This is a genomic window from Bradyrhizobium sp. CER78 (genome assembly GCF_029846235.1).
Taxonomy (GTDB): Bacteria; Pseudomonadota; Alphaproteobacteria; order Rhizobiales; family Xanthobacteraceae; genus Bradyrhizobium.
The window spans coordinates 104,196-129,400 of record NZ_JARVWP010000015.1; the positions used below are offsets into that span (position 1 = coordinate 104,196).

20 protein-coding genes are annotated in these 25,205 nt (G+C 65.0%); 14 read left to right on the forward strand and 6 right to left on the reverse strand.

From position 1 onward, the window contains the following. Positions 1–11: 11 nt before the first annotated feature. The 3 genes from QDT69_RS27675 to QDT69_RS27685 all read left to right on the forward strand — a co-directional run bounded on the left by QDT69_RS27675 (position 12) and on the right by QDT69_RS27685 (position 3,837). Positions 12–1,592 (forward strand): sugar ABC transporter ATP-binding protein, encoded by a 1,581-nt coding sequence (locus QDT69_RS27675; protein ID WP_279709623.1) that lies wholly within the window; start codon positions 12–14, stop codon positions 1,590–1,592. After that, positions 1,589–2,581 (forward strand): ABC transporter permease, encoded by a 993-nt coding sequence (locus QDT69_RS27680; protein WP_279709624.1) that lies wholly within the window; start codon positions 1,589–1,591, stop codon positions 2,579–2,581. The genes QDT69_RS27675 and QDT69_RS27680 overlap by 4 nt, the downstream gene beginning before the upstream one ends. Before the next feature lie 104 nt (positions 2,582–2,685). After that, positions 2,686–3,837, forward strand: coding sequence for a substrate-binding domain-containing protein (locus QDT69_RS27685; RefSeq protein WP_279709625.1), 1,152 nt, complete (start codon positions 2,686–2,688; stop codon positions 3,835–3,837). An 80-nt stretch (positions 3,838–3,917) separates the two neighbouring features. Here the strand turns inward: QDT69_RS27685 and QDT69_RS27690 are convergent, their stop codons facing one another. Then, the gene (locus QDT69_RS27690) at positions 3,918–4,712 is read right to left on the reverse strand and encodes a DeoR/GlpR family DNA-binding transcription regulator (RefSeq protein ID WP_279709626.1); all 795 of its coding nucleotides are present in this window, start codon (positions 4,710–4,712) and stop codon (positions 3,918–3,920) included. A gap of 349 nt (positions 4,713–5,061) precedes the next feature. Here QDT69_RS27690 and deoC point away from each other — a divergent pair, with 349 nt between their 5' ends. From deoC to serA, 9 genes are all read left to right on the forward strand, one after another. Beyond that, positions 5,062–5,979, forward strand: coding sequence for a deoxyribose-phosphate aldolase (deoC, locus tag QDT69_RS27695; protein WP_279709694.1), 918 nt, complete (start codon positions 5,062–5,064; stop codon positions 5,977–5,979). A gap of 10 nt (positions 5,980–5,989) precedes the next feature. Continuing rightward, positions 5,990–8,374, forward strand: a complete 2,385-nt coding sequence (locus QDT69_RS27700; protein ID WP_279709627.1) for an aldehyde dehydrogenase family protein — start codon at positions 5,990–5,992, stop codon at positions 8,372–8,374. Positions 8,375–8,604: 230 nt separating this feature from the next. Next, on the forward strand, positions 8,605–9,060 hold the full coding sequence (locus QDT69_RS27705; protein ID WP_279709628.1) for an RbsD/FucU family protein: 456 nt from the start codon (positions 8,605–8,607) through the stop codon (positions 9,058–9,060). A 4-nt stretch (positions 9,061–9,064) separates the two neighbouring features. Next, positions 9,065–9,988 (forward strand): ribokinase, encoded by a 924-nt coding sequence (locus QDT69_RS27710; protein ID WP_279709629.1) that lies wholly within the window; start codon positions 9,065–9,067, stop codon positions 9,986–9,988. A 7-nt stretch (positions 9,989–9,995) separates the two neighbouring features. Then, positions 9,996–10,871: a sugar ABC transporter permease gene (locus tag QDT69_RS27715; protein ID WP_021076112.1), complete on the forward strand. Its 876-nt coding sequence runs from the start codon at positions 9,996–9,998 to the stop codon at positions 10,869–10,871. Then, positions 10,868–11,905, forward strand: coding sequence for a carbohydrate ABC transporter permease (locus QDT69_RS27720; RefSeq protein ID WP_279709630.1), 1,038 nt, complete (start codon positions 10,868–10,870; stop codon positions 11,903–11,905). The genes QDT69_RS27715 and QDT69_RS27720 overlap by 4 nt, the downstream gene beginning before the upstream one ends. A 27-nt stretch (positions 11,906–11,932) precedes the next feature. Next, positions 11,933–13,393 carry an extracellular solute-binding protein gene (locus tag QDT69_RS27725; protein ID WP_050425778.1) on the forward strand — a complete coding sequence of 487 codons (1,461 nt, stop codon included), beginning with the start codon at positions 11,933–11,935 and terminating at the stop codon, positions 13,391–13,393. A gap of 84 nt (positions 13,394–13,477) precedes the next feature. Next, positions 13,478–14,569 (forward strand): sn-glycerol-3-phosphate ABC transporter ATP-binding protein UgpC, encoded by a 1,092-nt coding sequence (gene ugpC / locus QDT69_RS27730; protein WP_279709631.1) that lies wholly within the window; start codon positions 13,478–13,480, stop codon positions 14,567–14,569. Between the two features lie 245 nt (positions 14,570–14,814). Continuing rightward, positions 14,815–16,068, forward strand: a complete 1,254-nt coding sequence (serA, locus tag QDT69_RS27735; RefSeq protein ID WP_279709632.1) for a phosphoglycerate dehydrogenase — start codon at positions 14,815–14,817, stop codon at positions 16,066–16,068. Positions 16,069–16,077: 9 nt separating this feature from the next. Here the strand turns inward: serA and QDT69_RS27740 are convergent, their stop codons facing one another. Continuing rightward, positions 16,078–17,514 carry a helix-turn-helix transcriptional regulator gene (locus QDT69_RS27740; protein ID WP_279709633.1) on the reverse strand — a complete coding sequence of 479 codons (1,437 nt, stop codon included), beginning with the start codon at positions 17,512–17,514 and terminating at the stop codon, positions 16,078–16,080. 145 nt (positions 17,515–17,659) lie between these two features. On the opposite strand from QDT69_RS27740, the gene QDT69_RS27745 reads away from it, so the two are divergent. Both QDT69_RS27745 and QDT69_RS27750 read left to right on the forward strand, forming a co-directional pair. Further along, positions 17,660–19,297 carry an isocitrate lyase gene (locus tag QDT69_RS27745; protein WP_279709634.1) on the forward strand — a complete coding sequence of 546 codons (1,638 nt, stop codon included), beginning with the start codon at positions 17,660–17,662 and terminating at the stop codon, positions 19,295–19,297. Positions 19,298–19,524: 227 nt separating this feature from the next. Further along, the gene (locus QDT69_RS27750; RefSeq protein ID WP_279709635.1) at positions 19,525–20,052 is read left to right on the forward strand and encodes a DUF4269 domain-containing protein; all 528 of its coding nucleotides are present in this window, start codon (positions 19,525–19,527) and stop codon (positions 20,050–20,052) included. Between the two features lie 17 nt (positions 20,053–20,069). Here QDT69_RS27750 and QDT69_RS27755 read toward each other — a convergent pair whose 3' ends face one another. From QDT69_RS27755 to QDT69_RS27770, 4 genes are all read right to left on the reverse strand, one after another. Further along, positions 20,070–21,287, reverse strand: a complete 1,218-nt coding sequence (locus QDT69_RS27755) for a PepSY-associated TM helix domain-containing protein (protein WP_279709636.1) — start codon at positions 21,285–21,287, stop codon at positions 20,070–20,072. Continuing rightward, positions 21,280–22,305 (reverse strand): extracellular solute-binding protein, encoded by a 1,026-nt coding sequence (locus QDT69_RS27760; RefSeq protein ID WP_279709637.1) that lies wholly within the window; start codon positions 22,303–22,305, stop codon positions 21,280–21,282. Before QDT69_RS27760 ends, QDT69_RS27755 begins: the two co-directional genes overlap by 8 nt. 1 nt (position 22,306) lies before the next feature. Then, positions 22,307–24,598, reverse strand: coding sequence for a TonB-dependent siderophore receptor (locus tag QDT69_RS27765; RefSeq protein WP_279709695.1), 2,292 nt, complete (start codon positions 24,596–24,598; stop codon positions 22,307–22,309). A 306-nt stretch (positions 24,599–24,904) separates the two neighbouring features. Further along, on the reverse strand, positions 24,905–25,138 hold the full coding sequence (locus QDT69_RS27770; RefSeq protein WP_279709638.1) for a hypothetical protein: 234 nt from the start codon (positions 25,136–25,138) through the stop codon (positions 24,905–24,907). Positions 25,139–25,205 lie beyond the last annotated feature (67 nt).

Here is a 25,205-nt window from a genome sequence, read left to right on the forward strand (position 1 = left end):
GCGGGAGGAAAATGGAATTGTCCGGTTCGATCGCGGCAGAGCCTCGGCCGTCGACGTCGCTTTTGATGGTCGGTGGCATCAACAAGCGCTTTGGCGGCGTGCGGGCGCTGCGCGACGTCAACCTCGAAGTCCGTGCCGGCGAGGTGCATGCCCTGTTGGGCGAGAACGGGGCCGGAAAATCCACGCTGATCAAGATCCTCAGCGGCGTTCATGCGGCCGACGGCGGCACCATCGAGATCGCCGGCAAACCGGCGACGTTCGACAGCCCGGCCCGGTCGCGCGAGGCGGGGATCGCCGTCGTCTATCAGGACCTCAGTCTCGTCGAATCGCTGAGTGTCGCCGACAATCTTTTGCTCGGCCGCGAGCCGCGCGCGCGGTTCGGCTTCGTCCGCAAGCGCGAACTGATGGCCAGGGCCGAAGCGTTCCTGGGCGAGCTCGGCATTCCCCTGGATACCAAAGCTGCGGTCGGCTCGCTGCCGTTCGCCTACCGCCAGATGACGGAGATCGCCAAGGCGCTGATGGGCGAGGTGCGGCTGTTGATCCTTGATGAGCCGACATCCTCGCTGACCTCGGATGAGGTCCGCATCCTGTTCGATGCGATCGGCAAGGCGACGCGCCGCGGCGTCGGCGTGATCTATGTGACGCACCGGCTCAACGAGGTCTTCGAGATCTCGCAGCGGGTCACGGTGCTGCGCGATGGCGCCAACGCCGGCACCTTCGTCACCGCCGAGACCGACATGAAGCGGCTGGTGAACGCCATCATCGGCACCGACCGCTTGGCGGGCGCGGCGTCGCGCGCCGCGCCTGCGGCAGCGCGCGCGCTCGATCCGTCGCCGGTGCTGTCGCTGTCTGATGTGTCCAACGACCGGCTGTCGGCCGTCGACCTGACCGTGATGAAGGGTGAGATCCACGGCCTTGCCGGATTGATCGGCAGCGGCCGCACGGAGATTCTCGAGACGATCTTCGGCCTTCGGCCGATCGAGCGCGGCACATTCGAGATCGAGGGCCGCCCTTGGCTGCCGAACAGCCCGGCTGATGCGATCGACCAGGGCGTCGCACTGGTGCCGGAAGATCGGCACGTGCAGGGCCTGGTGCTGGATCATTCGATCGAGCGCAACATCACCCTGCCGCGGATCCCGCATTTCTCGCGCTGGGGCTTCATGCAGCAGCGCGCCGCCATCAGGCGCGCGGACACTGCGGTCGCGCGGCTTTCGGTGAAGGCGCAGGGCGCCTCCAGCCTGGTCAGGACATTGTCCGGCGGCAACCAGCAGAAGGTCGTGTTCGGGAAATGGAACGAGCCGCGGCCGCGCGTGCTGCTGCTCGATGAGCCCACGGTCGGCGTCGATGTGGGCGCACGCGAGGAAATCTACGGCGTGATCCGCAACGCCGCCCGCGACGGCAGCGGCGTGCTGGTCGTGTCGTCCGATCTCGTCGAACTGATCGAGCTCTGCGACCGCATCTCGGTGATCGTCGATGGGCGCGTGGCGCGGACGCTCAAGCGCGGGGAGATCGTTGATGCCGAAGAGCTGCATCATCTCCTGCAGATCTACCAGGCTTCCGGACAAGGCGTATTGCAAGAGCAGCCCGCATGACTGAACTGACCGCGCCCAATGTCGCCGCCGCGCCGACCCGATCCGATCGGCGCCGCAAGCTGCTGCAGAACCTGCTGCGGGGCGAGCGGCCCTACATGCTGTACATCGCCTTCGTGGTGCTGCTCGTCGTGTTCAGCCTGTCCTCGCCCTGGTTCCTGTCGGTCGACAATTTCCTGAATATCGGACGCCAGACCACGCTGGTGTCGATCATCGCGGTCGGCATGACCTTCGTGATCATCGCGCGTCAGATCGATCTTTCGGTCGCATCGACGTTGGCCCTGTCAGGCATGGCCGCGGCGCTGGCGATGAGCCAGGTCAGCAACAGCTGGATTGTCGGCGCCGCCGCCGGGCTCGGCACCGGCGCGCTGGTCGGATTGCTCAACGGCATCCTGACCACGCAGCTCTCAATTCCGTCCTTCCTCGTCACGCTCGGCTCGCTGAGCATGGCGCGCGGTTTGGCGATGATGGTCACCAACACCAAGCCGGTCATCATCACCAACGAGACTTATTTCGCGATCTTCGGCGAAGGCACGTTCTTGGGGATTCCCGTTCCGATCGCCTGGACGCTGGTGGCGATGATCGTCGGCATCCTGCTCCTGCACTACAACGTGTTCGGTCGCCGCATCTATGCAGTCGGCGGCAATCCGACCGCGGCGCTCTATTCCGGCATCAACACCAAATGGGTGACGACCGCAGCCTTCGTGCTGACCGGCGCGCTGGCCGGGCTTGCGGCGCTGGTGCTGTCGGCGCGCTCGCATGCTGCGCGGCCGGACGTCGTGCAGGGGATGGAGCTCGACGTCATCGCCGCCGTGATCCTCGGCGGTTGCAGCCTGTTCGGCGGCCGCGGCTACATCCTGGGAACGCTGTTCGGGAGCCTCATCATCGGCACGCTCAACAATGGCCTCGTGCTGCTCGGCGTCAGCTCGCCGATGCAGCTCGTCATCAAGGGAGCGATCATCGTGGCGGCGGTCGCCTTCACGAAACGCTAATCGAAGTCAGGTGCAGCGCATGGGTCGCAAGGTCACTGCGCTGCAAGGGTAGGGGCAAGGTCGCCGGCCTCCGGTCAATCGGCGACCAAACACGGGAGGAAACAATGAAGCCAATCTTGCGACAAACCCTGCCGCTGACCGCGCTGATCGCGGCGACGGCCATTTCGATCGTCCCCTCGGCCCGCGGCGAAGTGCCGGCAACCTGCGTCAAGGGCGTCGATCTTGCGACACTCGGACCGAAATCGATCGTCGGCCAGGGGCCCCATGGCGAGAAGGCCGCTTCTCCCGAGGTGCTCGCGCTGTCGGATGCCGATGCCGCCAAGGTCAAGGAGAAGCACTTCAAGGTCGGCATCTCGATGCAGACCGTCAACCTCGACTGGGCGCAGCTGCAGATCCAGGGCATCACCGACACGCTGAAGAAGTACGGCGTGACGGTGACCGGCGTCGCGTCCGCCGAATATCAGGTCGACAAGCAGATCGCCGACATCGAGAATACCATCCAACAGCATCCGGACGGCATCATCTCGATCCCGGTCGATTTCACCGCGACCGCGCCGACCTACAAGAAGGTCGCCAAGGCCGGCATCAAACTGGTGCTGATGGATAGCATTCCGACCGGCCTCAAGCATCCCGAGGAATATGCCTCGATGATTTCGGCGGACAATCTGGGTAACGGGCAGATCGCGGCGCAGATCCTGGCGTCGTGCATGGCGCAGGGCGCCACCATCGGCCTCGTCAATTTCGGCGTCGACTATTTCAGCACCAACGAGCGCACCAAGGGCGTTCGCGAGTGGATGCAGAAGAACCGGCCCGACATCAAGATGAAGCAGGTCGACTTCACCGATCCGCCGAAGGTGTCGCAGATCGCGGGCGACTTCCTCACCGGCAATCCTGACGTCAAGGGTGTGTTCGCGGTCTGGGATCAGCCGGCGCTCGATACGCTGAGCTCGATGCGCGCGCAGGGCATCGACATTCCGGTCACGACCGTCGATCTCGGCCTGCAATCCGCGATCGAGATCGCCAAGGGTGGTCCCTTGAAGGCGACCGGGTCGCAGCGTCCCTATGACCAGGGTGTCGCAGAGGCGATGGCCATGATGAACGCGCTGCTTGGCAAGGAAACGCCGGCCTGGGTCGGCGTGCAGTCGCTGCCGGTGACACAGTCGAACGTGCTGGAATCCTACAAGACGGTGTTCAAGAAGGAGCCGCCGTCCGAACTGACTGACGCTTGCAACAAGGCGAAGCCCGCCTGCAACTGATCTTTGGCCAGCGATGCGCGGTGTCGCAACGGCGTGCATCTTGGACGAAGCTGACCCGGGCGAGCCAGCCCCCGCCCGGGTCAGATTGCGCTGGTCACATATTCGACGGGAAGGCTGCGGAAGTGCTTGCGCATGTCCGATGACGCCGCGCCGCCGACGATGATCCGCGAGAACGCGCCGATATCGGAGAAGAATGCCGATTTGAGACTGCCGAGCTTGCTCGCGTCGATCACCAGGATGCTCTCCATCGCGGTCTCGATCACGGCCTGCTTCACGGCGACTTCGTGAAAGTTCGAGCAGCTCGCGCCGCGGGTCCAGTGCACGCCGCCGGCGGAAATGAAGGCCTTGTTGATGCCGAGCCGCCGCAGATAGGACAGGCCATCGTCCGACGCAAAGGACTGCGATGAGGGATGATAGAGCCCGCCCATCAGCATCACCTGTGTGCCGGGCCGGCGCGTCACGATCGACGCCACGTTCATCGAATAGCAGATCACCGAGAGCGGCAGATCCTCGGGCAGGCAGTCCGCCAGCGATTGCATCGTGGTGCCGCAATCGATGAAGATCGTATCGCCTTCCTTGATCGAGGCGGCCGCGGCCCGGCAGGCAAGACGCTTGTCCTGGGTGTGCTGGTCGATCTCCTGCTCGAACGTGTACTTGATGCCGGTCGGCGACGCCGCGTTGACGACGTAGCCGCCGAGCAGGGCGAGGGCAGCCTCCGGACCGGCAAGATCGCGCCGCACCGTCATTTCGGAGACCTTCAGGAGCTCAGCGGCGTCCTTCAGGTGCAGCGCGCCACTCGATTCGACGGCGCGGCGCAGCCTCTGCAGGCGTTGGACGCGTGTCTCGCTTGGTCGTGCGTTCGGGGTTTCAGCCATTTTGATCGCCGAGCTTGCTTATCCGATTGACAATGATCTTACAATGTTGTGAGTTTATCAACGTCGATTTGTTACAATAATAACATCCGGTCTGCTGGTTCATCTCGCGTCGGGGCGATGTCGCTCCTCGGCAGGTGGCAAACCCAGCGGCAAGGTCAGGGGAGGATCACATGTTGCGATCGACACATTCAGTCTATCTGGCGATCTCGCCGATTCGCTAGGACCGCACGGCGCTTCCATGACGCAGAGCGTCTTCATCCAGAATCCGATCGCATTGACCGCGCTGCCGGCTTCCCCGGCCGGCGGGGATCCGCACCAGCTCGCGCGCAACAGCGGCCGCGCGCTGGATATGGATTGGGTCGACGAAATCAGGATCAATCTGTCGGCCGCCGAACGGCGGGTCGCGAGCCTGCCGGGCCGTCGTACGGTCAAGAAGGATGCGCAGGCGGCGTGGCTGCTCAAGGCGATCACCTGCATCGACCTGACGACGCTCAACGGCGACGATACGACCGAACGCGTGAAGCGCCTCTGCGCCAAGGCCAAGGCGCCCGTGCGCGGCGACCTTCTGGAGCGGCTCGGCTTTGCCGGGCGCGAGCTGCATACCGGCGCGGTCTGTGTCTACCATCGGTTCGTCGGCACGGCCGTCGAAGCGCTCGCAGGATCCGGCATCCCGGTCGCTGCGGTCTCGACCGGATTCCCGGCCGGACTGATCCCGCACGAACTGAAACTGAAGGAGATCGAGGCGTCGGTGCGCGACGGCGCCAAGGAGATCGACATCGTCATCACGCGCGAGCATGTGCTGACCGGCGACTGGCGGGCGCTTTACGCCGAGGTCCAGGATTTCCGCGCCGTCTGCGATAACGCGCATCTGAAGACAATCCTGGCGACCGGCGACCTCAAGACGTTGCGCAACGTCGCCAAGGCATCGATGGTCTGCATGATGGCCGGTGCCGACTTCATCAAGACCTCGACCGGCAAAGAAGGCGTCAACGCCACGCTGCCGGTGACGCTGGCGATGCTGCGGATGATCCGTGTCTACCAGGAGCGCACCGGCTTCAAGATCGGCTTCAAGCCGGCCGGCGGAATCTCGACTGCAAAGGACGTGCTCAACTATCAGTTCCTGATGAAAGAGGAACTGGGACGCGACTGGCTCGAGCCGGATCTGTTCCGTATCGGCGCCTCCAGCCTGCTTGCCGATATCGAGCGGCAGCTCGAGCATCACGTGACCGGCCACTATTCGGCTTTCAACCGCCACCCCGTGGGATGAGACTCCAGCGATGAGCGTCGCAAATTATTTCGAGACCATGGAGTATGGCCCTGCGCCCGAGGCGGACGGCGAGGCGCGCGCCTGGCTGGCGCGGCACGGCGCCACGTTCGGGCATTTCATCGCCGGCAAGTTCACGGCGCCGCATGCGGGCAAGCACCTCACCACGATCGAGCCCGCCACCGGCAAGGCGCTGGCGCGCATCGCGCAGGGCGCGGCTGCCGACGTCGAGGCGGCGGTCAACGCCGCGCGCTCCGCGCAGGTTGCGTGGGCAAAGCTTGGCGGTCACGGCCGCGCGCGTCATCTCTACGCACTGGCGCGCATGCTGCAGCGTCACGCCCGGCTGTTCGCGGTGCTGGAGGCGATCGACAACGGCAAGCCGATCCGCGAAACCCGCGATCTCGACGTGCCGCTTGCCGCGCGCCATTTCTACTATCACGCCGGCTGGGCGCAGTTGCAGGAGCGGGAATTCGCAGATCAGGTGCCGATCGGCGTGATCGGGCAGATCATCCCGTGGAATTTCCCGCTGCTGATGCTGGCCTGGAAGATCGCGCCGGCACTTGCCGCCGGCAATACGGTGGCGCTGAAGCCGGCGGAGTTCACCTCGCTCACCGCGCTGCTGTTCGCCGAACTCTCGGTTGAGGCCGGCCTGCCGCCGGGCGTATTGAACGTCGTGACCGGCGATGGCGCCACCGGCGCGCTGCTGGTCGAAAGTCCCGTCGACAAGATCGCGTTTACCGGATCGACCGAGGTCGGACGGCTGATCCGTCAGACGACGGCAGGCACCGGAAAATCGCTGACGCTCGAGCTCGGCGGCAAATCGCCGTTCATCGTGTTCGACGATGCCGACATCGATGGCGCGGTGGAAGGCGTGGTCGATGCCATCTGGTTCAACCAGGGTCAGGTCTGTTGCGCCGGATCGCGGCTGCTGCTGCAGGAGGGGATTGCGGAGACCTTCCGCAGGCGGCTGGTCCGCCGCATGTCGACGCTTCGCGTCGGCATGCCGCTCGACAAGGCGATCGACATGGGCGCGGTGGTAGCCCCGGTGCAGCTCGAGCGGATCAAGACGCTGGTCGAGACCGGCGTGAAGGAAGGCGCCGAGAAATATCAGACGCCGGGCGCGATGCCCGCGGAGGGATGCTTCTATCCGCCGACACTGCTCTGGAACGTGCATCCGTCTTCGACGGTTGCGACCGAGGAGATCTTCGGTCCGGTCCTGGTTGCGATGACGTTCCGGACGCCCGACGAGGCTGTGATGCTCGCCAACAACACGCGCTACGGCCTTGCCGCCAGCGTGTGGAGCGAGACGATTGGTCTTGCGCTCGACATCGCGCCGAAGCTGCTGGCCGGTGTGGTCTGGGTCAACGCCACCAATCTGTTCGACGCCAGCGTCGGTTTCGGCGGCTATCGCGAGTCCGGCTTCGGCCGCGAGGGCGGCCGCGAAGGCATGGTTGAATATCTGAAGCCGAAGGCTTGGAGTGGGCGCAAGGCGCGGCCCAAGGCATCGCCGCTGCCGATTGCGTCCGGCGCCAGCGCCGGTTTCGACGTGCCGCCGATCGATCGAACGGCAAAGCTGTTCATCGGCGGCAAGCAGGTCCGCCCGGACGGCAATTATTCGCGCGCGGTGCTATCGCCAAAGGGCCGGCGCCTCGGCGAAGCCGGCGAGGGCAATCGCAAGGATATCCGCAATGCGGTGGCCGCCGCGCGCGCCACCGAATCGTGGGCGCGGGCGACGGCGCATAATCGCGCCCAGATCCTCTACTACCTTGCCGAAAATCTCTCCGCGCGCAGCGACGAGTTCGTCCGGCGCATCGCCGACATGACCGGCGTGTCGTCGGCCAAGGCGCGCACGGAAGTCGATGCGAGCATCGAGCGGCTGTTCAGCTATGGCGCCTGGGCCGACAAATTCGAGGGATCCGTTCACACGCCGCCGCTGCGCGGCGTGGCGCTCGCGATGCATGAGCCGATCGGCGTGGTCGGTGTCGCCTGTCCGGACGAAGCGCCGCTGCTCGCCTTCATCAGCCTGGTGGCGCCGCTGGTTGCGATGGGCAACCGGGTCGTCGCCGTGCCGAGCGAGCGGCATCCGCTCGCCGCGACCGACTTCTACCAGGTGCTCGAGACGTCGGACGTGCCGGCCGGCGTGGTCAACATCGTCACCGGCGATCGCGGCGAACTGGTCAAGGTGCTTGCCGAGCACGACGATGTCGACGCGCTCTGGGTGTTCGGATCGCAGGACGCGTCGGCGGCCGCCGAGCGTCTGTCGATCGGCAATCTCAAGCGGACGCTGGTCGATCACGGCCTCGCGCTCGACTGGTACGACAAGGCCGCGAGCGAGGGCCCGATCCTGATGCGTCATGCCGTGCAGGTGAAGAACATCTGGATTCCGTATGGCGACTAGAGTTGTGTTTGGCAGTCCATTCGGTCATTCCGGGGCGCGACGACGTCGCGAACCCGGAATCTAGAGGTCGTGTGGATCGAGATTCCGGTTCTCGCTTCGCGAGCCCTGGAATGACACTGAGTGAATTGCGCGGCAGAGATACAGCACTCGCGACGTCATCTTGCGGTGATATCGGTGGGGACCCGGACCGTCAGAGTCCGGAGATTTTGAAGACGAGGGAGGGACGCAACATGCTCAAGGGCATCAATCCGCTGCTCAATGCCGACGTGCTCTATGCCCTGCGGGCGATGGGGCACGGCGATCGCCTGGTGGTGTGCGACACCAATTTTCCGGCCGATTCGATCGCGCGCCAGACCACGCTTGGCAAGTTGCTGCGCATCGACAATGTGAGCGCCGCCAAGGCGGTCGAAGCCGTGCTCTCGGTGATGCCGCTCGATACATTTGTCGACGATGCCGCGAGCCGCATGGAGATTGTCGGCCAGCCGCAGGAGGTGCCTCCTGTGCAGCGCGAGGTGCAGGCCGCGATCGATCACGCCGAGGGACGATCCTGGCCGCTGGTCGGCGTCGAGCGCCATGCGTTCTACGAGAAGGCCAAGACGGCCTATTGCGTGATCGCGACGGGCGAGCGCCGCTTCTACGGCTGCTTCCTGTTCAGCAAGGGCGTGATCGCGCCCGACGGGGAGTGACGACATGAGCAAGCATGGCGTCGCCGTCCTCGGCGTGTTCGTCGTCGACCTCGCGTTCCGCGCCGGCAACATGCCGGCGATCGGCGAGACCATCGCCGGATCGGGATTTGCCATGGGGCCCGGCGGCAAGGGATCCAACCAGGCTGTCGCGGCAGCAAGAGCCGGCGCCAGCGTGAGCTTCATCTCGCGGATCGGCAGCGACGCCTTCGGCGAGCTTGCGGTCAAGACCTGGGAGGCCGAGGGAATCCGGCCGCGCGTGGCGAGGACGGCGGACGCGCCGACCGGCGCTGCCTTCATCTACGTCCACGAGACGCGAGGCGACAATGCGATCATCGTGGTGCCGGGCGCGGCGGGCGGCATCAGTCCGGCCGACATCGACGCGGTGGCGGACGCCATTCGTGACTCCAGCGTGTTCGTGACGCAGCTCGAGCAGCCGGTCGATGCGGCATTTCGAGGGCTCGAGATTGCGCGCGCCGCGGGCAGCATCACGGTGTTCAATCCGGCGCCGGCGATCAAGTTCGACACTGGTCTGTTTGCGCTCTGCGATTATGTCGTCCCCAACGAGACCGAGGCCGAAGCGCTGACCGGGATCGCGGTCGGCGACCTCGCCGGCGCCCGACGTGCCGGCGATGCGTTGCTGGCGAAAGGCGCAGGCACGGCGCTGATCACGCTTGGCGAGCGCGGCGCGCTGTTCCATGCGCGGGATCGCTCGCTGCATGTGCCGCCGTTTGCCGCCGGCAAGGTGGTCGAGACCACCGGCGCGGGCGATGCCTTCGTCGGCGGCTTCGCGGCGGCGCTCGCGGACGGTGTCGATCCGCTCGAGGCTGCGCGCTTCGGTTCGGCCACGGCCGGAATTTCCGTCACGCGTCCCGGGACCGCACCCGCGATGCCGCAGCGGGCCGAGATCGACGCGCTGCTGAAGGGATGATCGCGCGATGATGCGGAATGATCCGATCAAGCATGTCTTCATCTGGCCGGCGGTGCTCGTCGTGCTGGCGATCTCGATCTTTCCGCTGATCTATTCGCTGACCACGAGCTTCCTCAGCTATCGCCTGATTCCGCCGATCCCGCCGCGGGTGGTCTGGCTCGGCAATTATGCGACGCTGCTGCAGGAACCGCGGTTCTGGAGTGCGCTCTTCACGACGACGCTGATCGCCTTCATCGCGGTCGGCTTGCAATACGCGATCGGTTTCGGCGTCGCGCTGGCGCTGAACGCGCGCGTGCCGGGCGAGCGGCTGTTTCGCGTCGCCTTGCTGTTGCCGATGCTGCTCGCGCCGGTGGCGGTCGCGCTGGTGGCGCGCATGATGTTCAACCCGACCATGGGACCGCTCAACCAGTTCCTGTCGAAGTTCGGTCTGGTCAATCTGCCCTTCCTCACCAATGGACATTGGGCGCTCGCCTGCATCATCGCGGTCGAGGTCTGGCAATGGACGCCGTTCGTCATCCTGATGATGCTGGCCGGCCTGCAAACGCTTCCCGAAGATGTTTACGAGGCCGCCGAGCTCGAGAATGCCAGCGCCTGGCAGCAGTTCTGGGGGATCACCTTTCCGATGATGCTGCCGATCTCGGCCGCGGTCGTCTTCATCCGCCTGATCGAGAGCTACAAGATCATGGACACGGTGTTCGTGATGACGGGCGGCGGGCCGGGCGTCGACACCGAGACGCTGACGCTGTTCGCCTATCAGGAAGGCTTCAAGAAGTTCAATCTCGGCTACACCTCGGCGCTCAGCTTCCTGTTCCTGATCGCGATCACGATCATCGGCGTCACCTATCTGGCGCTGCTGCGGCCGCATCTGGAGAAGCGCCGATGAGCGATCGGGGCTTGACCGGACTGTCGCAATGGAGCCGTCGCCTGGTCGCGGTCGGTGTTCTCGCCTGGTGCCTGATCACGGTGTTTCCGCTCTATTGGGTGGTGGTGACGGCGTTCAAGACGCCGCCGGGCGTCGTCGGCGGGCCGACCTATCTGCCGTTCGTCGACTTCACGCCGACCCTGCAGCCCTTCATCGATCTCTATCAGGGGATCCGCGGCGAGTTCTTCCGGACCTTCCTGAATTCGACCGTTGTCGGCCTGTCGGCGGCGGCGATTGCCACCGCGATCGGCGCGATGGCGGCCTATGCGCTGGTGCGGTTCGAGTTCAAGGTCAGGCTTGGCGCGGGCCTCGTGTTCTTCCTGCTTGCGCTCGGCGGCTATCTGCTGTTCAACGCGACATTCGGATTGACCCGCTCGCAGGCACTTCTGCTCGCCTTTCCGATCGCGCTGATCGCAGCCGTGGTCGCCAATCGCCTGCCGCTGCCCGGGCCGATCCTCGGCAACGAGGACATCCTGTTCTGGTTCGTCAGCCAGCGCATGTTTCCGCCGATCGTCACGGCCTTCGCGCTGTATCTGCTCTACAGCGAGATCGGCCGGCTGGGCTTCCAACTAATCGACAGCTATGTCGGCCTGACGCTGTGCTACGTCGCGTTCTCGCTGCCGATCGTGGTCTGGCTGATGCGAGACTTCTTCGAGGCGATCCCGATCGAGGTCGAGGAAGCCGCGATGGTCGACAACGTGCCGAGCTGGCGCATCTTCATCGGCATCGTGGTGCCGATGTCGATGAACGGGCTGCTGGCGACGTTCATGATCACGCTGGCCTTCGTCTGGAACGAGTTTCTGTTCGCGCTGTTCCTGACCAATTCCAGATGGCAGACGCTGCCCATCCTGGTGGCGGGTCAGAACAGCCAGCGCGGCGACGAATGGTGGGCGATCTCGGCGGCGGCGCTCGTCGCCATCGTTCCCATGATGATCATGGCGGGCCTGCTCAGCCGGATGATGCGGTCGGGCCTGCTGCTCGGGGCCATCAAATAGCAAAAACTTTGTAGGGAGGACTAAACGATGTTGCGACGGACGTTCCTGATGCTGACTACCTCGCTCGCGATGGCTTGCGCCGCGGGCCAGGCGAATGCTGCCTGCAGTCCGGATTACACCGGCGTCACCCTGACGGTGGCGTCGCAGACCGGACCGTATATCGCATCCGCGCTCAAGCTCGGCGCGGACGAATGGGCCAAGAAGACCTGCGGCAAGGTCAATGTCGTCGAGTTTCCCTGGTCCGAGCTCTATCCGAAGATCGCGACATCGCTGACGGCGTCGGACGCGACGTTCGACCTCGTCAGCTTCGCGCCGGCCTGGCTGCCGGACTTCGTGCCTTATCTGAGCGAGATGCCGAAGGAGATGCAGTCCGGCAAGGATTGGGACGATATCGAGCCGGCTTATCGCGAACGCCTGATGGTGTGGGAGGGCAAGATCTACTCGCAGTCGATGGACGGCGACGTCCATACCTACACGTATCGCACCGACCTGTTCAGCGATCCCAAGGAGAAGGACGCGTTCAAGGCCAAGTACGGTTACGACCTCGCGCCGCCGAAGACCTGGAAGCAGTATCTCGACATTGCCGAGTTCTTCCAGCGGCCCGACAAGGGCCTGTGGGGAACGGCGGAAGCGTTCCGTCGCGGCGGTCAGCAGTTCTGGTTCTTCTTCAGCCACGCGGCGGCCTACGCCAACAATCCGAACTATCCGGGCGCGATGTTCTTCGACCCCGAGACGATGGACGCGCAGATCAACAATCCGGGCTGGGTGAAGGGGCTCGAGGAATACATCCGCGCATCGAAGCTCGGGCCGCCCAACGCGCTGAACTTCTCCTTCGGCGAGGTCAACGCGGCGGTCGCGGGCGGCCAGGTCGCGGAATCGATCGGCTGGGGCGACACCGGCGTCATTGCCGCCGACCCGAAGCAGTCGAAGATCTCGGGCAAGGTCGGCTCGGCGATGCTGCCTGGCTCGGACGAGATCTGGAACGCCAAGACCAAGAAGTGGGATAAATTCCCGAGCGTGCTTCCGGGCCCGTTCATGGCATTCGGCGGCTGGCAGATCGCGGTGCCGAAGGCCGGCAAGAACCAGAAGGCGGCGTGGGACTTCGTCAAGACGCTGACCAGCCCCGAGGTGTCGGGCCAGGCGGCGATCACCGGCGGCAGCGGCGTCAATCCCTATCGCAAATCGCACACCGCCAATCTGCAGCTGTGGAGCAAGATCTTCTCGCCGGAGGAGGCCAAGGAATATCTCGGCGCGCAATCGGACTCCATCAATGCCAAGAACGTCGCGCTCGACATGCGTCTGCCCGGCTATTTCTCCTATACCGAGGTGGTGGAGATCGAGCTCGGCAAGGCGCTGGCCGGCCAGACCACGCCGCAGGCGGCGCTCGACGCGATGGCGAAGGAGTGGAATCGGCTGACCGACGAGTTCGGCCGGGCCAAGCAGCTCGCGGCCTATCGCGCGGCGATGGGCCTGCCGCCGAAGAACTAGCCTTCAACCGAGACATCCCGGATGATGCGCGCGCGTCATCCGGGATTTTGACCAGCCGTCGATGAAGAGACGGAAAAGGATTCCATGGCGCACGTCGAGATCGAGAACGTCAGCAAGGCATACGGCCCCTACAAGATCATCGAAGGGCTCGACCTCAAGGTGGCCGACGAGGAGTTTGTCGTGCTGGTCGGCCCGTCCGGCTGCGGCAAGACCACGACGTTGCGCATGATCGCGGGACTGGAGGCCGTCACCAGTGGAACCATCCGCATCGGCAACCGCGACGTGACGCAGTTGCGCCCGGGTTTGCGCAACTGCGCGATGGTGTTCCAGAACTACGCGCTCTATCCGCACATGACGGTCGCCGAGAACATCGGCTACGGCATGAAGGTGCGGGGCGAGCAGCGCGCCAGCATCGACAAGGCCGTGAACGACGTGGCGCGCGTCCTTGACCTCGAGCAGTATTTGCAGCGCCGGCCGAAGCAGCTTTCCGGCGGACAGCGCCAGCGCGTCGCGATCGGCCGCGCCATCGTGCGCAGCCCGGACGTATTCCTGTTCGACGAGCCGTTGTCCAATCTCGACGCCAAGCTGCGCATCGAGATGCGCACCGAGATCAAGGCGCTGCACCGCCGCCTCGCCAAGACGATCGTCTATGTGACGCACGACCAGGTCGAAGCCATGACGATGGCCGACCGCGTCGTGGTGATGAACAAGGGCCGGATCGAGCAGGCAGCCGATCCGATCACGATCTACGAGAAGCCCAGCAATCTCTTCGTCGCGGGCTTCATGGGCGCGCCCAGCATGAACTTCATCCATGGCGAGATCACAGCCCGCGACGGCGTGCTCACCTTCACCGAGCCGTCGGGCACGGCGTTGCGCGTGCCGAAGTCGCGTGAGGCTGCCTATGCGGGCAGCGTCGGCAAGCCCGTGGTTCTTGGGGTGCGGCCCGATCATGTGTTGCGCGAAGGCGCGCCGGCAGGCTCTTCCATCCGCATCCTTGTGAAGGACGTAGAGCCGCTCGGGCCGCACACGCTCGTGATCGGAACCGTCGGCGCATTCGCGTTCACGGCGCAAATGCCGGTCGGCGTCGCCGCCGAGCCGGATCAATTCATCGACGTCGCGCTCGATCTGGAGCGAACGCATTTGTTCGACAAGGCGTCCGGGATGGCCATCTCCTGATTTGCCGCGGCGCCGGAGCGGGCGTTCGAACGCCCCAGGAGCCGCAACGGGGCCCCTTCCGGCGAATTGACCAGGACATTTGACCGAATCGGTTCCTGCCCGCATCGGGATGCCCGAATCGAGGGCAAATCGCGGGGCGTGCCGCCGATGGCGGCTTCTGACGCCACTGCTTTCCATGTTATCACGTGATCCGTCGAAACTGCGCTCGTGCAGAACCTGCCCGAACCTTACGAATCTGGATCTTGATGATGTTGTCGCTTCCCAAGACAAAAATACGCGTGCTGCTGCTGGAGGGCGTGAACGATTCCGCGGTCCGGATGTTCGAGGCGAACGGCTATACCGAGCTGCAACGTCTGCCCAAGGCGCTGGGACCGAAAGACCTCAGGCAGGCGCTGTCGGGCATCCATATGCTGGGAATTCGGTCGCGGACCCAGTTGACCGCGGAAATCCTCGAGGCCGCCGACCGGTTGCTGGTCGTCGGCTGCTTTTCGGTCGGCACCAACCAGGTGGATCTCGACGCCGCGCGGAAGCTCGGAATCCCGGTCTTCAACGCGCCATACTCCAACACCCGCAGCGTAGCGGAGCTGACCATCGCCGAGATCGTCATGCTGTTCCGCCGGATCTTTCCGCGGTCGGTCTCCGCACATGGCGGCGGTTGGGACAAGTCCGCCGAAGGCAGCCGCGAGGTGCGCGGCAAGACGCTCGGCATCGTCGGCTACGGCAACATCGGCTCGCAGCTGTCGAACCTCGCGGAAGCGATGGGCATGCGCGTGATCTATTTCGATCACACCGACAAGCTGCGTCACGGCAATACCGAGCCGGTCGACTCGCTCGACGAGCTGCTCGCGGCCAGCGACATCGTATCGCTGCACGTGCCGGAGACGCCGGCTACCGCCAACATGATTGGCGCGGCCCAGCTTCGGCTGATGAAGCCCGAGGCCTATCTGATCAACAACTCGCGCGGCACCGTGGTCGATCTCGACGCGCTGGCGAGCGCATTGCGTGAGAACCGCCTGGCCGGTGCCGCGGTCGACGTGTTTCCGGTCGAGCCGGTGTCGAACGAGGCGCGCTTCGTCTCGCCGTTGCAGGGGCTCCCCAATGTGATCCTGACGCCGCACGTCGGCGGTTCGACCGAGGAAGCGCAGGATCGCATCGGCGGTGAGGTCGCACGCAAGCTGATCGATTATTCCGACGTCGGATCGACCTTCGGCGCGGTCAATTTTCCGCAAGTGCAATTGCCGGCGCGACCGACCGGTACCCGTTTCATCCATGTTCACCGCAACGTTCCCGGCGTCATGCGTCAGGTCAACGACGCGCTCTCCCGGCACGGGATCAACATCCTGGCGCAGTATCTGCAGACCGATCCGGAAGTCGGCTATGTCGTGCTCGAGACCGACGTGGTCGGCGGCGAGGGCGAGGCGCTCCTCGCCGACCTGAAAGACATCGACGGTACCATCCGCGCGCGGGTGCTGTACGACCAGAACCGGCCGCAGGGATGATCGACCACGTCAGTCAGCCGAGAAGCCGAACGGCACGCTCGAGGTTCTGAAATCGTCGGGAAGAATCTCGCGCCCGATCGGCGGCGCCGATCGTGCCGCGCATCGCGGGCGATGACAGACCCGGCAGGCGACACCGATCGGGGTCGGCTCGTCGGCGTTCGGCCCCTGTCCGTCGCGCGTGTAGATCAACTGGCCCGCATGCTCGGCCGCGCAGCCGATCGCAATCGCCCGCTCGACGCGGATGGCGCCGAACGCGCCGCCGCCGGCGGTCACGGTGCGGGCGATCGAGAAGAACCGCTGTCCGTCGGGCAGTTCCAGCCATTGCGTGACGATCTGGCGCGGCGTCTTGAAGATGTCGTGGACCGACCACAGCGGGCAGGCGCCGCCGTGCTTGGCGAACGGGAAGCCGGCACCGTCGAGCAGCTTGGAAATGTTGCCGGCCGGATCGACGCGGATCAGGAAGAACGGCACCTTCTCAAGGCCCGGCCGCTGCAGGGTCGTGACCCGATGCGCCGTCTGCTCGAAGCTGGTGCCGAATTGCCGCGCCAGCGCCTCGAGATCGTAACGCCGCGTCTCGACCGCTTTCGCAAACACCGAGTACGGCATAATGAGCGCGGCCGCGGCATAGGCTGCGAGTGCGCGGCGGGCCAGCAACTCGGCGCTTTTGCTGGTGAACTTGCCGTCTTCCACCGCCGCGCTGATCTCGCCTTCCAGTTCCAGATAGGCGAGTTGCTTGGCGAGCTGGAAATTGAGCCCTGCGGTATCGAGCGAGTCCTCGAGCAGCAATTGTCTGCGATGCATATCCAGTCGCCTGACCGAGCCGAGCATGACGTTCGGCGGCAGATAGCGGACCTGGAGCTTGTGACGCTCGCGAAGCCGCTCGATGAATCCGGCCGGGCCAGCCGGCTCATGGACGAGACGCTCGGCGGCATCGTCGAGGTTGGCGAAATTGTTGCGGCGCGCGGCGAGAAATCGCCTGACTTCCGCGACGGGATCGTTGGCGTCGAAGTTCTCGCCCGGCAGCAAGGTGGTGCCCGCCAGGTCCGGCGCACGCCGCTCCGCAAGTGCCAACTGCTCTTCACGATAGGCGGTGTAGAGGCGCAGGAACGCCTCGGTCATGCCGGGATAGCTGACCGCGAGGTCGCTGACCTCGAGCGTGGGGATGTCGATGTCGGCAAACATCGGTTCCTTCAGAACCGACTGCATGCGGGCGGTGTGATCCGCACCGCCGTCACCGGCGAGGTCGGCCAGATCGATCTTGTAGGTGCGCGCCAGGCGAAGCAGCATGTCCGCCGTCACCGGCCGCTGGTTGCGTTCCAGCAGCGCGACATAGGGGGCCGAGATTTCGAGATCGGCGGCCATATCCGCCTGGGTCAGCCCGAGGTCCCGCCGCAGCCGGCGCAGCCGCGGGCCCATGAAAACGGAACGGGCGCTTGAGGTTACCATCGCCGTATCCAATCTTTGTAAGATTCTTACAACAATACAACGGTTTCTTGTAAGTTATGACAAGTTTTCCGCGTCAGGTCTAGCTCCCGACGCCGCCAGGCGCCACAAACGGTGCAGTTATTTCGTCACCGAAGGGATCACGGACATGAACTTCCAACCGCGCGGGATCAGCGACCGGGCCATCCAGGGACCGGCATCGTATCAGAGCGAGCTTGAGGCGGCCGAAGCGCTGCTGAAGACCAAGGACACCTGGAATGGCGTCACCGCCGAAGCCGTGGCGCGCATGCGCCTGCAGAACCGCTTCAAGACCGGTCTGGATGTCGCCCGCTACACGGCTGCGCTGATGCGCGCCGACATGGCCGCCTATGACGCCGACAGCACCAAGTACACCCAGTCGCTCGGCTGCTGGCACGGCTTCATCGCCCAGCAGAAGCTGATCTCGGTCAAGAAGCACTTCGGCAACACCGACCGCCGTTACCTCTACCTCTCTGGCTGGATGATCGCGGCGCTGCGTTCCGAATTCGGTCCGCTGCCCGACCAGTCGATGCACGAGAAGACCTCGGTGCCGGCGCTGATCGAAGAGCTCTACACCTTCCTGCGTCAGGCGGATTCCCGTGAGCTCAACGATATCTTCCGCGCGCTCGACGCGGCGCGCAAGGAAGGCGACAAGGCCAAGGAAAAGGCGCTGATCGAGAAGATCGACAACTTCCAGACCCACGTCGTGCCTGTCATCGCCGACATCGACGCCGGCTTCGGCAATGCCGAGGCGACCTACCTGCTCGCCAAGAAGATGATCGAGGCGGGCGCCTGTGCCCTGCAGATCGAGAACCAGGTTTCGGACGAGAAGCAGTGCGGCCACCAGGACGGCAAGGTCACCGTGCCGCACGAGGTGTTCATCGCGAAGATCCGCGCCTGCCGCCATGCGTTCCTCGAGCTCGGTGTCGAGGACGGCATCATCGTGACCCGCACCGACTCGCTCGGCGCCGGCCTGACCCAGCAGATCGCGGTCAGCCACAAGCCCGGCGACCTCGGCGACCAGTACAACAGCTTCCTCGATTGCGAGGAAGTGACGGCCGCCAATGCGCGCAACGGCGACGTCATCATCAACCAGAACGGCAAGATGATGCGTCCGAAGCGGTTGCCCAGCAACCTCTACCAGTTCCGTCCCGGCACCGGCGCGGATCGCTGCGTGCTCGACTGCATCACCTCGCTGCAGAACGGCGCTGACCTCCTGTGGATCGAGACCGAGAAGCCGCATATCGAGCAGATCGCTTCGATGGTCGATCGCATCCGCAAGGTCATTCCGAACGCGAAGCTGGCCTACAACAACTCTCCGTCGTTCAACTGGACCCTCAACTTCCGTTGGCAGGTCTACGACGCGATGAAGGAGGCTGGCAAGGATGTCAGCAAGTACAACCGCGCCGAGCTGATGAAGGCGGAATACGACGATACGCCGCTGGCGAAGGAAGCCGACGAACGCATCCGCACCTTCCAGGCGGATTCGGCCAAGCGCGCCGGCATCTTCCACCATCTGATCACGCTGCCGACCTACCACACGGCTGCGCTGTCGACCGACAATCTCGCAAGGGAGTATTTCGGCGAGCAGGGCATGCTCGGATACGTCAAGAACGTGCAGCGCGCGGAGATCCGTCAGGGCATCGCCTGCGTCAAGCACCAGAACATGGCGGGCTCCGACATCGGCGACGATCACAAGGAGTACTTCGCCGGTGAGGCTGCCCTCAAGGCGGGCGGCGCCCACAACACGATGAACCAGTTCGGCTAACGGCCCGAACGGATCATTGCGACGATTGGCTGGACAGGCGGGATTGCGAGGCAGTCCCGCCCGTTTGCTCGTTTGGCTGGGCGATTTCGACCACGGTGACGCGGTCGGGATCGCCCCGCAACATTTTGCAAGGCGCTTTCTCCCGTTCTCCGCCCATTCGTAGTGGCTCACGCATTCGACGCGCGCGTGGTATTGCGTCGCTGCGATCCTGAGGGGCGTGCCACGCCATGACCGTCGAAGACTACAAGTCCGCCGTCACCAGCTCTGCCGTGCTGGAGCGGCTCGAGCCATTTGATCCCCGTATCGTCGGAACGCTGCCGCTCGGCCTTGCTGTGTCCGGCAGCGACATCGATATCGTCTGCCATGTGCTCGACCCGAACGCCTTCACAGACATCGTTTGGAAGCATTACCGATCGGCTGATGATTTCGTGCTCTACCGATGGACCTCGGGAACGCGGCCGGCGATTGCCCACTTTGTCTGGGATGGCTGGCCGTTCGAGCTGTTCGGCGACCAGCGTCCGGTCGAGCAGCAGCGGGGCTGGATCCATTTCGAGGTCGAGCGGCGGCTGCTCGCGCTTGACGACGGACGACTGCGGCGAGCCGTCGGAACCTTAAGGGCAGGCGGCCTCAAGACCGAGCCTGCGTTCGCTGCCGTCCTCAGAATATCCGGCGATCCCTATCAGGGATTGCTCGAGCTTGCGGTCGAAACGGACGCCGGGTTACGCGCCCGGCTTGCGGCGTGCGATCCCGGCTGATCGCCGGCTCCTGAAGCTCACTCGCCCGGCACGAGGTGCGCGACGGGCGGCCGCGCAAGGCGCCGGTGCCGGCGGCGGGACAGATAGAGCAGCAGGCCGGTCACGGCGAATAGTGGCATCATAGCCGCGGCCAGCATGAAGGCGAGCTTGCCGGGCCAACCCAGGATGGCGCCGCGGTGGATGTCGAGCACGCCGGCAAGGACGCGCTCGCCGAACGTCTTGTCCGCGTAGCGGTCCGACGAGATCACGCGTCCGGTGACGGCGTCGATGCGGAATTCGTCACGCACGCTCTCGAGCGTCGAATCCCGCGACCAGGACCGCACGCGCACAGCCGTGCCCGTGCCGGCCGGCAGGGTCAGGAGAGCCCTACCGTAATCGTTGTTCTCCTGCTGCAGGAACGCTGACCAGACGTGATCGAACACGAGCGGTTTTGCCTCGGTCTTCGCTTCCGCCCTTGCTTCACTCTTGTTATCGGCAGCCGCTGCGCCGCGCGCTGGTTTGGGCTGCATCGCCGCGGCGGCGGTCTGCGGGCGCGCCAGCAGCCAGTTGGCGCCGGCCTTGTACCATTCGAACGAATACCACAGGCCGGTCAGCGTCATCACCAGATAGACCGGCAGCACCCAGGTGCCGATCACCGCATGCAGCGAGCGGTGCAGGCCGCGCCCGCGCAGTCCGAGATTTGGCTTCAGCCACATCTTCACGCTGCGCGCGCGATGCGGCCAGCGCAGCACGAGGCCTGATATCAGCATCACGATCAGGCAGATCGCGGCTGTGCCAGTGATCTTGCGGCCCATGCCATTGCCGTCACCCGGCAGCAGCAGCAGCCAGCGATGTAGCTTGCGGACGGTGGCGAAAAAATCCTCGCCGCGCGGCGAGCCGAGCACGTGTCCGTCATAGGGATCGACATAGACCGAGGACGGCCGCGCACCACCTTCGCTGCGGGCGAAGCGGATATGCGCCGCGGCTGATGGATCGCTGGACATGGTGACGGCGGAGACCTTGCCGAAATCGCCCGCCGCCTGAAGCCGCGCGACCAGTTCGTCGGGCGTGAGCCGTCGGGTGGCGCTGGCGTCGACACGCATCATCTGGCTGTTCAGGCTGGCCTCGATCTCGTCCTCGAAGGCCATCGTTGCGCCGGTGAGGCCGACCACGGCCCAGAGCAGCGCCAGCGCGAGGCCTGCGATGGAGTGGACCTGCAACAGCGCGGCCTTGATCGGGCGCCGGACATCACTCATCGAATCCGACCTTTCGGATCAGCGCGACTGCGGCGGCTTGATGCGCGGCGATCTCGTCGACAGGCAGCGCATCGACGGGGAACGATCCGATCCCGTCGACGATCCGAGGCCGCTTTGTGGTTGCCAGCACGGGATATTCCAGCTCGGCAGTGGAGAAGATGGTCTGGGCCTCGGGCGTGACGAGGAATTCGAGGAAGGCGCGCGCAGCGGCCCGATGCGGTGCGTGCCGGGCAATTGCCGCGCCGGTCAGATTGACGTGGCTGCCGCCACCGGTGAACGCGGTCGGCACGGCCTTCACGGCGTCGGCCCACGCGCGCCAATCATTGCCTTCGCGGCCGTCGCGAAGCTGCGCGAGCGCGACCGTGTTGCCGATCCCGATCTCGCAGCGTCCCTCCGCGATCTCGCGGACCACATCGTTGTCCTTGCCGGCCGGCTTGTGGGCGAGATTGGCCTTCAGCCCGGCGAGCCAGCTCTCCGTTGCATCCGCTCCATGATGCGCGAGGAAGGCCGCGATCAGCGCGACATTGTTCTGGTGCGTGGCCGGCCGCATGCACAGCTTGCCGCGCCATTTGGGATCGGCGAGCTCCTCATAGGTGATCGCGGCGAGGGGGCTGCCGTTGCGCGTGAAGACCACACGTGGACGGACGGCAAGTGCGATCCATTGACTATTGTCACCGCGCAGGTTCGCCGGCACCGTCCGGTCAAGCACCGCAGATGCGATCGATTGCGTCAGCCCGCGCGCGGCAAGCTGCATTGTCTTGTCGAGACCGATGGTGAGCAAGACGTCCGCGGGTGAACTGTCGCCCTCAGACGTCAGGCGCTTGACTAGGCTGTCTTCGATGAAGACGGTGTTGACCTTGGTGCCGCTCGCAGCCGTGAACGCCGTGATGACGGGCGCGACCAGATTGGCTTCCCGGGTCGAGTAAAGCGTGAGTTCGTCGGCGTGTACCGTCGTACAGGCGACCGCGGTCGCGGTCAGGACGGCCAGCAGCCTGATCGCTGTCAGCACGGTGGCCATGCTAGAATTTCACCGTCGCCGAGAGCGAGAAGCGCCGCGCATCGCCCATCGCCACCGTCAGGATGTTATTGGCGGACGGATAGTAGACGGTGTCGAACAGGTTCTTGACGTTGAACTGGTAGATCACCGGGAAGGTCTGGACCTTGGTCTCGTAGGTCGCAAACACATCCGCGACCGTATAGGACGGCAGCACGAAGCTGTTCGCCGCGTCGCCGGGCCGGTCGCCGACATAGCGCGCGCCGCCGCCGAGACGCAGCCGGCCGGGCAGGGTGGCGCCGAAATCGTAGACCAGATAGAGCGAGGCAGTGTTGAGCGCCACGTTTTGCAGGGCGTTGCCGGCGAGCGTCGGATCCTCGGTGACGCGCGCATCGGTATAGCCGTAGCTTCCGATCATGCTCCAGCTATCAGTCAGCCTGCCGGTGACATCGAGCTCGACGCCGCGCGAGCGAACCTTGCCGGCGGTGCGGTATTCGACGATGGCGGTTGCAGGGTTGAGCTGCGAGACCAGCACGTTCTTCTTCTCGATGTCGTAGAGCGCAAGCGTGCCGGAGAGCCGCTTGTTGAAGTCGAACTTGACACCGGTCTCCCACTGGGTGCCCTCTTCGGGAGCGATGTTGGAGCCGATCACGACGCCGCCGGTGAGCGGCGCAATGGTCGAGGTCGGCTTCAGCGACTGCGTGTAGCTCGCATAGAGCGAGACCTGGTCGGTGAGCTTGAGAATGGCGCCGCCGAGCGGCAGCGCCTTGTCCGCCGACACGTTGGTGTTGGTGATGAACGGCCGGCCCCTGCCGGCGATCTGGTCGTAGTCCATGTAACGCACGCCGCCGACCAGCGCGAAGCGCTCGGTCAGATGCAGCGTGTCCTGGAAGAACAGCGACCACTGGCCGAGCTTGTCGGTCTGGGCGCTGTCGCTGGCCGACACCATGGTGCCCGGCGTGATCAGCCCATAGACCGGATTGTAGAAGTTGAAGCTCGGCGTCGCCTGCCGGATCAGATTGTCGCGGTAGATCGTGCGGTACTGGCCGTCGCCGCCGAACAGCACCTCGTTGCGGAACCCGCCGAGCCAGACATTGCCCTGCAGATAGGACGTGCCGTAGCTGGCGTTGCTGAGCGAACCCTGCGTGCCGTCATTGCTGCGGGTCTCGACGCCGGTCTTGCTGTTGATACCGGTGATGCGGAGCTGGTTGGCGCTGAAGGTCTCGGTGTTGTAGCTGTAGGCCGCGAACAGATTCCAGTCCTGGTTCAGCCGGCGCTCGACCGAGGCCTGCATCAGGTCGGAGGTTCCCCACATGTTGTTGAAGGGCTCGTCGAGCCGGCGTGTCGCGGGGATCGCCAGCGGCGCCTTGGTCACGGCATCGAACGCGGTGCCGCGGTCGAACGGCGCGATGAATTCGCGGTGCTCGTAGTTGAGCTGGACGGTGGTGCCGTCGCCGTACCAGGCCAGTGACGGTGCGACCAGCATCTCGCGATGGCGTCCGAAATTGCGCCAGTAGTCCTCGCTCACGCCATAACCGATGAAGCGATAGGCGAGGCCGCCATTGCCGATCGGGCCGGTGATGTCGAAGGTGCCGTCGGCGCCGCTCTTGTTGTTGGCGTAGGTCGAGCCGAGCAAGGTCACCGAGCCGTGCTGATAGAGCTCGGGGCGCTTGCTGATCGTGTTGACGATGCCGCCGGGATCCATGATGCCGTAGAGCAGCGAGGCCGGGCCCTTCAGCACCTCGACGCTTTCGACCTCAGCGTTGAGGCTGCGGCCCTGCACCAGCGGCATGCCGTTGCGCATGATCGAGCCGTCACGATTGTCGCCGAAGCCGCGGCGCATCACGGCATCCTGGGTGCCGGCCAGCGTGTTGCCCTGGGTGACGCCGCTGACATTGGCCAGTGCGTCGTCGAGGTTGCGCGGCAGCTGATCCCTGAGCACCTGCTCCGGCACGACGTTGACCGTCTGCGCGGTGTCGAGCGGCGAGGCGCCGCTGCGCAAGGTGGTCGAGCTCGGCATCGCGCGATAGCCGAGCTTGGCTTCGTTCAGCGCGGCGGCGCTAGCTGCCGCGCGCTCCGACGCGGTCGGTGGCGCCGGCTGGGCATCCCGGCTGCGCTGCCGCGCCGCGGCCTGAGTTCGTTGTGCCGGCTTCGCCGAACTGGCTGCAGGCTTGCGCTTCTGCGTCGGGTGCTCGACCGTGACCGGCGGCAAGGCGACGCTCGATTGGGCGCTTGCCGGTGTTATTGCGGAGGAGACGTCGGCGAGCAGGAACGCTGCGCCGATCAGCAGGTGGGGGCGGCCCTTGTCGGCGGCAATTCGACGGTCGCCGACAACCCGGCGATCAGCATTCACAGGCACTCTTGGACTTCCGATTCACGCGAACTCATTCACGCCGCGCCTCTAGCAGCCGGCGCGCGCGAAAAGAACCGGAGCAGACTTGAATCCCTCTAACCGGACTGGATTTGAATCGTTCTAAGACACAGCGAGGCTCGCGCGTATGCGCGAGCCTCGCACCGCATGGCTTGGTCGTTGCGTCAGCGCGTCAATTGGTCGCGCGATCCCGGAGGTCGCTATCCTGTCACGCCTCACGCGTAGGGTTCGCCGTAGGTCGCGCGATGTGTCTCACGACATCGCCAGGCTGACGGGCGCCGAGCCGACCACTCCGGTGCTGACGCCGTCGCGCGCCATCGATTCGATCGTGCCCCAGTTCTCGCGGAAGATGCGCGCCGCCTCGTTGGCGTTTTCCGCCTGGATCGTGAGACTGCACGCGCGTCTGGTGCCATTGCTGGCGAGCTGGAAGTGGAGAACATATCCAGACGATTCCGCACTCCGTGCGGCCAGCGGTGCCTGCTGCATGTAGGTTTTCCCCATAGTGTTCTTGTTGCGCCACCCGCGAACAGGATTTGACAGGGATGCGGCACCT

Excerpts from the sequence above, each read along its gene's own strand:
- QDT69_RS27690 (WP_279709626.1), bottom strand. The coding sequence starts at position 4,712 with ATGGCTGAAACCCCGAACGCACGACCAAGCGAGACACGCGTCCAACGC.
- QDT69_RS27710 (WP_279709629.1), top strand. The coding sequence starts at position 9,065 with ATGAGCAAGCATGGCGTCGCCGTCCTCGGCGTGTTCGTCGTCGACCTC.
- QDT69_RS27770 (WP_279709638.1), bottom strand. The coding sequence starts at position 25,138 with ATGCAGCAGGCACCGCTGGCCGCACGGAGTGCGGAATCGTCTGGATAT.
- QDT69_RS27740 (WP_279709633.1), bottom strand. The coding sequence starts at position 17,514 with ATGGTAACCTCAAGCGCCCGTTCCGTTTTCATGGGCCCGCGGCTGCGC.
- QDT69_RS27675 (WP_279709623.1), top strand. The coding sequence starts at position 12 with ATGGAATTGTCCGGTTCGATCGCGGCAGAGCCTCGGCCGTCGACGTCG.
- deoC (WP_279709694.1), top strand. The coding sequence starts at position 5,062 with ATGGATTGGGTCGACGAAATCAGGATCAATCTGTCGGCCGCCGAACGG.
- ugpC (WP_279709631.1), top strand. The coding sequence starts at position 13,478 with ATGGCGCACGTCGAGATCGAGAACGTCAGCAAGGCATACGGCCCCTAC.
- QDT69_RS27715 (WP_021076112.1), top strand. The coding sequence starts at position 9,996 with ATGATGCGGAATGATCCGATCAAGCATGTCTTCATCTGGCCGGCGGTG.
- QDT69_RS27755 (WP_279709636.1), bottom strand. The coding sequence starts at position 21,287 with ATGAGTGATGTCCGGCGCCCGATCAAGGCCGCGCTGTTGCAGGTCCAC.
- QDT69_RS27720 (WP_279709630.1), top strand. The coding sequence starts at position 10,868 with ATGAGCGATCGGGGCTTGACCGGACTGTCGCAATGGAGCCGTCGCCTG.
- QDT69_RS27705 (WP_279709628.1), top strand. The coding sequence starts at position 8,605 with ATGCTCAAGGGCATCAATCCGCTGCTCAATGCCGACGTGCTCTATGCC.
- QDT69_RS27725 (WP_050425778.1), top strand. The coding sequence starts at position 11,933 with ATGTTGCGACGGACGTTCCTGATGCTGACTACCTCGCTCGCGATGGCT.
- QDT69_RS27700 (WP_279709627.1), top strand. The coding sequence starts at position 5,990 with ATGAGCGTCGCAAATTATTTCGAGACCATGGAGTATGGCCCTGCGCCC.
- QDT69_RS27680 (WP_279709624.1), top strand. The coding sequence starts at position 1,589 with ATGACTGAACTGACCGCGCCCAATGTCGCCGCCGCGCCGACCCGATCC.
- QDT69_RS27685 (WP_279709625.1), top strand. The coding sequence starts at position 2,686 with ATGAAGCCAATCTTGCGACAAACCCTGCCGCTGACCGCGCTGATCGCG.
- QDT69_RS27745 (WP_279709634.1), top strand. The coding sequence starts at position 17,660 with ATGAACTTCCAACCGCGCGGGATCAGCGACCGGGCCATCCAGGGACCG.
- QDT69_RS27760 (WP_279709637.1), bottom strand. The coding sequence starts at position 22,305 with ATGGCCACCGTGCTGACAGCGATCAGGCTGCTGGCCGTCCTGACCGCG.
- serA (WP_279709632.1), top strand. The coding sequence starts at position 14,815 with ATGATGTTGTCGCTTCCCAAGACAAAAATACGCGTGCTGCTGCTGGAG.
- QDT69_RS27750 (WP_279709635.1), top strand. The coding sequence starts at position 19,525 with ATGACCGTCGAAGACTACAAGTCCGCCGTCACCAGCTCTGCCGTGCTG.